Source organism: Frankia canadensis (assembly GCF_900197875.1).
In the GTDB taxonomy this organism is placed as follows: domain Bacteria; phylum Actinomycetota; class Actinomycetes; order Frankiales; family Frankiaceae; genus Frankia; species Frankia canadensis.
This window is the reverse complement of sequence record NZ_FZMO01000196.1, coordinates 1-7436: the sequence shown is the minus strand read 5'-3', so window position 1 is coordinate 7436 and position 7436 is coordinate 1. Positions and strand designations below refer to the sequence as shown.

Genomic DNA, 7436 nt, shown 5'->3' with positions numbered 1-7436 from the left:
TGCCGTGCTGGTCGGTGTGGAGGTCGCGGAGGTAGGTGTCGCAGCCGAGGCGTTCGAGGACGGTGGCGGGTAGTCCGATGTGGGGTCCGAGGATGCCGCTGAGGGTGCCTTGGATTTGTCCTGGTGGTTGTTGACGGTCCTCGCCTCCCGGGTCGCCGTGGTCGCCGTCGTCGGTGTTGGTGGTGTCGTGTGGGTGGTTCTCGTTCTGGCTGGTGCTGTGTTCGCTGCTGTGGTGGCTGTGGGTGTGGTGGTGGAAGAAGGCGGTGGCGAGGGCGAGGAGGGCGTCGACGTCGTTGGTGGGGGGTTCACCGTCGCCGTCGGGGTCGGTGTCGTCGGTGTTGGTCTCGTGGGTGTTGGTGGGTGGTGGGCTGCCGCTGCCGCTGTTGGTGACACTCGCCGTGTCGGTGTCGGTGTCGGTGGTGGGTGGGGTGGTGTCGTCGAGGCTTGCGCGGGTGGCGTGGAGGGCGGTGGCGAGGTGGGTGGCTTCGTCGGCGGTGAGGACGACGGTGAGGGTGATCATGCCGTTGGTGCGGGGGCGCCAGCGCAGGCTGCGCTTGGTGTGGGTGGTGGTGGGGTTGGTGGTTTTCTGGCGGTGGCTGGTGATGAGGTGTTCGAGCTGGTCGGCGGTGTTGCTGTGGGCGTGGTCGAGCCAGGTGTGTTCGGTGGTGGGGGTGGCGATGCGGCTCAGGGCGCGGACTTTGGTGTAGGTGAGCTGGCCGCGGGCGAAGGCGTGGCGGATGAGGGGGAGGGTGCGTAGGGCGGTGGCGACGCGGTGGTAGGAGCGGGCGGTGGGGCTGGTCAGGTCGCAGCGGGCGGCGAGCCAGTCGACGCAGGAGGGCTGGCCGTCTGTCTGCCAGATCTTCTTCTGGTCGAACACGGCGATGAGGCACAGCCATAGGCAGGTGCCGGCGGTGAGGCGTCCGGACCAGCGGCGGATCGCGTCTCCGAGTACCTCGGTGGGCACGTTGTCGGCGTTGAGGGCGAGATCGGCGAGTTCCGCGAGGTCCTCGGCGTCCTGCTCGGCGGGTATCGCGCCGGAGGGTGGTGCGGCCGTGTCCGGCTGGGCGGTGTCGGGCGGCGGTGTGGGGTCGGGGGCCATGGCGGTCACCTGGTTCAGGGGTGAGTGGACGATCAACGGACGGGGTTGATCCTCGCACCTGCCTCCGACAGTTTTTTGCCTTGACGTAAAGGCTCCCTCCAGCACGGGACGATCACCGTAGGGGCGAGAAACCCGGGTCCGGCGGGACCGCATGGAGTCGGCCGATCCGCCGGCACGGTCTACCGGATGGCGATCGGTTGGTGATCGCGTGTGAAAAACGACCGAGCGCTGGCGTGGCTCCGACGGTGGATCGGGGAAGACCGGTGCCAACGAGTCCCGCGCGATCGACGGTCGCCGCGGGTCGCCGCGGGCGGAACGGCGGTCAGCGGCTGGTCAGCGTTGCGGCGAGCCCACGTTCGCGGCTGTTGATAGCTGGGTGAGCAGGTCGTCCGCGGAGAGGAGCCGGGCGCCGATCCCGGCGCACTCGTCGAAGGCCCGGGGATAGCCCTGGGAGAGGGCGTCGGGGACGACGATCAGCTCGAAGTCACGCTCGCTGGCCTCGTAGACAGTGGTCCGCGGGCAGTTCGGGAAGTTGGTGCCGATCATGACCACCGTCTCGGCCCCGATCGCCCGCAGGTGATCCTCGAGCGGGGTCGCGAAGAACGCCCCCCATCGGGGTTTGTACATCGCCCATTCCGCGGGGCCGACCCGCTGGAGGCCGCCCGCCAGCAGGGCGGGATGGTCGAGGATGAACGGGGGGTCGGGGTGCAGCTCGGCGCGGACCTGGCTGCCGGGACCGCCCGGTCGAACGAGGGGAGGCCCGGCGGCCACGCGGTCGCGCCGGCACAGCTCCGCGTTGGAGCCGTCGGCGAGGTAGAGGCGCACGACGTGGATGACCGGCAGCCCGGCGGCGCGGAAGCCGGCCACGACCCGGGCCATGGTCGGTACCCGCTCGTCGGTGCCGGGGACCGCGTGCGGGGAGGCCGGCAGGCTCCAGTCGTTCTGGACGTCGATGGTGAGCAGCGCCCACCCGTTCACCGAGGATGATCCGGGCACCGGCCCATCGTCGGGGAACGGTCGCCGTGGAGTCCAAGTACCAGTGCTGATGCCCGCCAGAAGCCGTTGTCATGAGCTCCGCCGGTACGAGCTCCGGGGTCAGGCGCCGTCCGGAGTCGTGCGGGCTGGGTCGGCGAGGGGCCAGCCGCCGGCGGCGAGGTGGGCGCTGACGCGGTTGATGTCGCCGTCCAGTGGGGGCTGTTGGGTGACCTCGGCGATCGCGGTGTGGATCGCGAGGACTGACGCGGGGTCGCCGTGGGCGCTCAGCTCGTCGGCGATGGTGGTCACCTCGTCATCGGTCAGCTTGCGTCGCAGTAGTGCGAACAGTGGCAGGTAGTCGTGCTCGGGGACGCCCTCGGGGTACCCGGCGCGCAGCCACTCGATGACCGATGCCAGAAACGGCGGCATCGCCACGCCGTTCACCTTCCTTACGTGAGGACTGGGCCTACGTGGATCCGCGAGGGGTCAGGTCCCGGCGACGACGGAGTAGATGCCCCAGGCGATGCCGGCCAGCACGATCGCGAAGCAGAGGGCTCCGGCGGCGATGCCGATCGGGTTGGTGCCGATGATCCGGTCGGCACCGGGGGTGGTCCTGGCATCGGGGGTGGTTTCGGCATCGGGGGCGCCGCCGCGGCCGGGCAGGCTGACGGCGCGCAGTCCGAGCGCGAACACCGCCGGCAGACCGGCGCCGGCCAGCAGGCCGACCGCCACGATGTGCCACAGCGCGTCCAGGTCGATCCAGGAGTTCATGCTGCGATCGGCTCCTTCTTGGCGTCGGCCGGGACCACCGTGCCGTCCCACTCGGCGTTGACGTTGTGGTGGCTGACGGGAGTCTTGCGGGCCTGCAGGTACAGCGCCACCGAGGCGATCACCAGGATGGCGAAGACGACGACCACGCCGGCGGTGCCGCCGATGCCGTCGGCGATCCAATAGCAGATCGCGCCGACGAGGCCGGCGGCTGGCAGGGTCAGCAGCCACGCGGTGGCCATCCGGCCGGCCACCCCCCAGCGGACCTCGGCGCCCTTGCGGCCGAGCCCGGTGCCGAGGATCGAGCCGGTCGCGACGTGCGTCGTGGACAGGGAGTAGCCGAAGTGGCTGGACAGCAGGATGGTCGCGGCCGAGGAGGACTCGGCGGCCATGCCCTGCGGCGAGTCGATCTCCACCAGGCCCTTGCCCAGGGTCCGGATGACCCGCCAGCCGCCCAGGTAGGTGCCGGCGCTGATCGCGATCGCGCAGCTCAGGATCACCCAGAACGGGGCCTGGTCACCGGAGTTCAGGGTGCCGTTGGCGATGAGGGCCAGGGTGATGACACCCATCGTCTTCTGGGCGTCGTTCGTGCCGTGAGCGAGGGAGACCAGCGACGCGGACCCGATCTGGCCGATGCGGAAACCGTGGTTGCGGGTGCCGTCGGGCACGTTGCGGCTCAGTCGGTAGACCAGATAGGTGCCGCAGGTCGCGATCAGACCCGCGATGACGGGCGACAGCCCGGCCGGAATGATGACTTTCGAGACAACTCCATGCCATTTGACGCCGTGTGATCCGGCGGCGGCCATGGTCGCTCCGATGACGCCCCCGATGAGCGCGTGAGATGAGCTGGAGGGGATTCCGAAGAACCAGGTGAGCAGATTCCAGGTAATGCCGCCGACCAGTCCGGCGAACACCACGGTGAGGGTCACGAGATGGGTGTTGACCAGCCCGCTCGCGATGGTCGCGGCCACGCTCAGCGACAGGAAGGCGCCGACGAGATTCAACGCTCCTGACAGTGCGACGGCGATCTTCGGCGGTAGTGCCCCCGTCGCGATCGACGTCGCCATCGCGTTGCCGGTGTCATGGAAACCGTTCGTGAAGTCGAAGGCCAGCGCCGTCATGACCACCAGTACCAACACGCCGTCGTTCACGATGACTGTTGTAACCGTGGACGGGCGACATGTCGACCTGTCATGAGAACTCACAGCCTGATGGTCAGCGATTTTCCCATCTATTTACCCAGTGTTAATGCTGCGCACGCGTTCCATTGGGTTTAGCTCGGGGAGGCGGTGGCGAGCCGGTCGACCACCGTTCGGTGCAGGCCGGCCGCGGCCAGTCCCGCGTCGTCGAGCAGGCCCGCGTCCAGCGCGCGGCGGACGTGACCGGCCAGCGCCCGCCCGGTCGCCGGCTCGTCGGCGATCGCACCGCTCACGGTTCCAGCGCCCTCGATCCCAGCGCCCTCGATCCCAGAGACATAGGCGCCGAGCCGGGCCAGTGCCGCGTCGAGGCCGGCCAGCAGGCAACCGCCGACGGCCGCGTGCCGGCTCACCAGCTGGCCGGGATGCAGGTCCCAGCCCTGGTAGAGGCCGCGGTGCCAGGCCCGGCGGACCAGGCCCGCGTGCCGGCGCCAGGCTCGGTGCACGGTCCGCTCGTCGCTGGGCTGCTCGTCCTTGGGCAGCAGGTTCGACGAGCCGTCCGCGACCTCGATGCCGGTGCCGGCCGCGGCCAGCTGCATCATCGTCGTCGCGTGTTCCACCGCCGGGTGATCACTCGCCTGGTCGGCGGCGCCGATGCCCAGCGACGCGGAGTAGTCGTAGGTGCCGACATGCAGGCCGACCAGGCGCCCAGGTCCGAGCGCCAGTCCGGCGGTCACCAGCTCGGGCAGGGCGAGCACCGCCGCGGGCGTCTCGACCTGCACCTCGACACCGATCGGAGCGAGACCAAGGCGGCGCTCCAGTTCGGTCAGCACCGCGACGAACACCGTGAGCTGCCGTGGGTCGCCGACCTTCGGCAGGGTCAGGACCAGGCCGGGCGGCGGCGGTGCGGCGTCGGCGACAAGCGCGCTCAGGAACAGGTCCAGGCTGCGCAGGCCTCGGGCGCGCACCGTCGGGTCGAGGGACTTCGGTCGCAGCCCGTAGCGAGCGGGGAGGGTGCCGGCGGCGGACGCGGCCCGCAGCGCAGCGGCGGCGCGCTCGGTGTCGGCGTCCTCGACGGCGTCGGGTCGCGGACCGTAGCCGTCCTCCAGGTCGACGCGCAGATCCTGGATCGGCTCGGTGGCGAGGACGCGGGTGACGTGGGCGTGCACCGCGGCCGCCGTGGCGGGGTGCGGGTCGCCGCCGGTCGCGGCCGCCAGCGTCGCGGGATCGCTGCCGTGTGCGGCCAGCAGCGTGGTCGCCCGCGCGGCCCAGACGGGGACGATGTCCGGGCTCATCTGGTCCGCCGGCAGGTAGCAGGTGTGGACGGGCTGGGAACGGCGGGCGTCGGAGTGGGCGTCGGCGTCCGCGCTGGCGGCGGGGTGGCGGGCGGTGAGATCGGCGTCCACGGCGGCGAGCGGGGCGGCGAGGTGCGCGTGGATCTCGTCGGTGGCGGTGAGATCGGTGGCGGTGGGGTCCGCGTCGGCGTCGCGGTCCCAACTGATCGCGTCGACCGGGCAGACCCGTGCGCAGGCTCCGCAGTCGATGCACTCTTCGGGATGGATGTAGAGCTTGCGGCGGCCCTCGTAGACGCAGTCGACGGGACACTCGTCCACGCAGGAGCGGTCCATGACGTCGAGGCACGCCGCGGTGATGATGTAAACCATGATCACCCCGAAGCCGCCGCCGACGCGTGGCGCACCGATCGGGGGGGTCGATGCGCGGCGCCGACGGCGGCGTCCCGGGGGGCCGCGGTGCGGCCCGGCGTGAGCTGCTCGTGCGATGTGAGCTGCTCGTGCGATGTGAGCTGCTCGCGTGATTTGTACCAAACACCCGCTCGCAGGCAGCCGACGGGGGCGAGCCGGCGGGGATGGCGAACTGTTTCGAAACCGTCCGTGAGTTCGAAGTCACCCGTCTCCACTCGCAGGACGCTGACCTCGGCATCCCGGCCGACGTCGAGGGTGCCGAGCTCGTCACCGCGGCCGATCGCCGCCGCCGAGTTAGCCGTCACCATGGCGATGACGTCGACGAGGTCGACGCCGAGCGCCCAGATCTTCGACATCGTCTCCGGCAGCGACCAGACGGGGCCGGACATGTTGAACAGGTTCAGGTCGGTGCTGATCGTGGTCGGCGGATAGCCGAGATCGAGCAGCGCGCGGGCGGCGGCGAAACGGAAGTCGGAGCCGGAATGGCCGACGTCCAGGCGTACGCCCGCCTCGACGGCGGCGGCGAAGCGCGGGTCGACGGCCCTGCCGATGCCGCTGTCGACCAGGATCCCGGAGTGGCCACGGAAGGCGTGGGTCACGATGTCGCCGGGGCGCAGCGCGGTGATCGCGTCGAGGTTCGCCAGGCTCGGCGTGTGCGGGTAGCGGCCCAGATGCACCATGATCGGCAGGTCGCCGGCGATCGACTTCGCGCCCTCCAGGAACGGCGAGTGCCGCGGGTCACCGGTGGTGGTGGCCCGCACCTTGAAGCCGACGATCATATCCCGGTGCTCGTCGACGGTCGCGGCGGTGGCGTCGAGGTCCAGGTTGCGCGGGTCGTTGGCGATCTCCAGGCGGTGCGCGATGAAGTCCTTCGTCGCCAGGTAGAGCAGACACGGGTCGAGGAAGGCGAGCACCCGGGTGCGCACCGCCTCGCTCTCGGTGAAGGCGCGGGCCAGTCCGAACGTCCGCACGCCGGACGTCCCCCCGTCGACGACGACCGGCACGCCGACGTCGACGCCCGCCCGGTCGGGATGCACGCAGAAGTCGCCCAGACCGGGGTAGACGTGGGTGTGCAGGTCGATCAGCCCCGGCGTGACCAGCAGCCCGGTGCAGTCGATCACCGTCGCGCCGGCGGGGTGCGGTCCGGTGTCGGGGGGCTTGACGGACCGGATCCGGCCGTCGGCGCAGACGACGTCGGCGACGAGGTCGAGGCCGCGGGCGGGGTCGATGACCCGGCCGCCGGCGAGGATGACATTGGTCACCGTGCGTGTCCTATCTGCTGGGACGCCGAGGCCGGGGCGGGCGTCCGAGCCGACCACGTCGTCGGCGAACTGGTCCGATCGCCTTCGATCGTCCGTCGCCGTGGGGGTGCCCGTCCAAGACCCAGAGTGCCCGCAATCCATAGGCGTTCGCCTATGGATTGCGGGATAGAACTGAAGGATGCGGGGATGGCTGAACCTTCGGCAGGCGGCCTACTTCATCGCCGTCGCCGAGGACGGCTCGTTCACCCGGGCCGCGGACCGGCTGCACATCGCGCAGCCGTCGCTGTCCCAGCAGATCCGTGCCCTCGAGCGGCAGCTGGAGGTGGAGCTGCTCGAACGGACGACCCGTGGGGTGCGGCTGACCGCGGCCGGGCGGGTGTTCCTCGACGGCGCGCGGGCCGCGGTCGCCGCGGCGGAGGTCCGCGGCTACGGCGCGGGGGCGCGCAAGGCCTGACGGGTCGCGCCGGCCTCTCGGCCGGGTAGACGGTTCCCC

General features: G+C 71.0%; 8 protein-coding genes. 1 reads left to right on the top strand and 7 read right to left on the bottom strand.

The window, feature by feature from the left end; genetic code table 11:
- From C1A33_RS16500 to C1A33_RS16470, 7 genes are all read right to left on the bottom strand, one after another.
- Positions 1-1099, bottom strand: a 1099-nt coding sequence (locus C1A33_RS16500) for a DUF222 domain-containing protein (protein ID WP_165818430.1), incomplete at its 3' end; no start/stop codon positions are given.
- Positions 1100-1432: 333 nt separating this feature from the next.
- Positions 1433-2095, bottom strand: coding sequence for a cysteine hydrolase family protein (locus C1A33_RS16495; RefSeq protein WP_101832379.1), 663 nt, complete (start codon positions 2093-2095; stop codon positions 1433-1435).
- A 99-nt stretch (positions 2096-2194) separates the two neighbouring features.
- Entirely contained in the window at positions 2195-2503 is a 309-nt protein-coding gene (locus tag C1A33_RS16490) for a DUF3349 domain-containing protein (protein WP_207770337.1), read from the bottom strand.
- 57 nt (positions 2504-2560) lie between these two features.
- Positions 2561-2845 (bottom strand): hypothetical protein, encoded by a 285-nt coding sequence (locus tag C1A33_RS16485; RefSeq protein ID WP_101832378.1) that lies wholly within the window; start codon positions 2843-2845, stop codon positions 2561-2563.
- On the bottom strand, positions 2842-3993 hold the full coding sequence (locus tag C1A33_RS16480) for an inorganic phosphate transporter (protein ID WP_243407626.1): 1152 nt from the start codon (positions 3991-3993) through the stop codon (positions 2842-2844). Before C1A33_RS16480 ends, C1A33_RS16485 begins: the two co-directional genes overlap by 4 nt.
- Positions 3994-4115: 122 nt before the next feature.
- Entirely contained in the window at positions 4116-5642 is a 1527-nt protein-coding gene (locus C1A33_RS16475) for a DUF6986 family protein (RefSeq protein ID WP_133150692.1), read from the bottom strand.
- A gap of 2 nt (positions 5643-5644) precedes the next feature.
- Positions 5645-6943, bottom strand: coding sequence for an amidohydrolase/deacetylase family metallohydrolase (locus tag C1A33_RS16470; protein WP_243407625.1), 1299 nt, complete (start codon positions 6941-6943; stop codon positions 5645-5647).
- A 178-nt stretch (positions 6944-7121) separates the two neighbouring features.
- On the opposite strand from C1A33_RS16470, the gene C1A33_RS37470 reads away from it, so the two are divergent.
- Positions 7122-7397, top strand: a complete 276-nt coding sequence (locus tag C1A33_RS37470) for a LysR family transcriptional regulator (RefSeq protein ID WP_101832375.1) — start codon at positions 7122-7124, stop codon at positions 7395-7397.
- Positions 7398-7436: the final 39 nt, after the last annotated feature.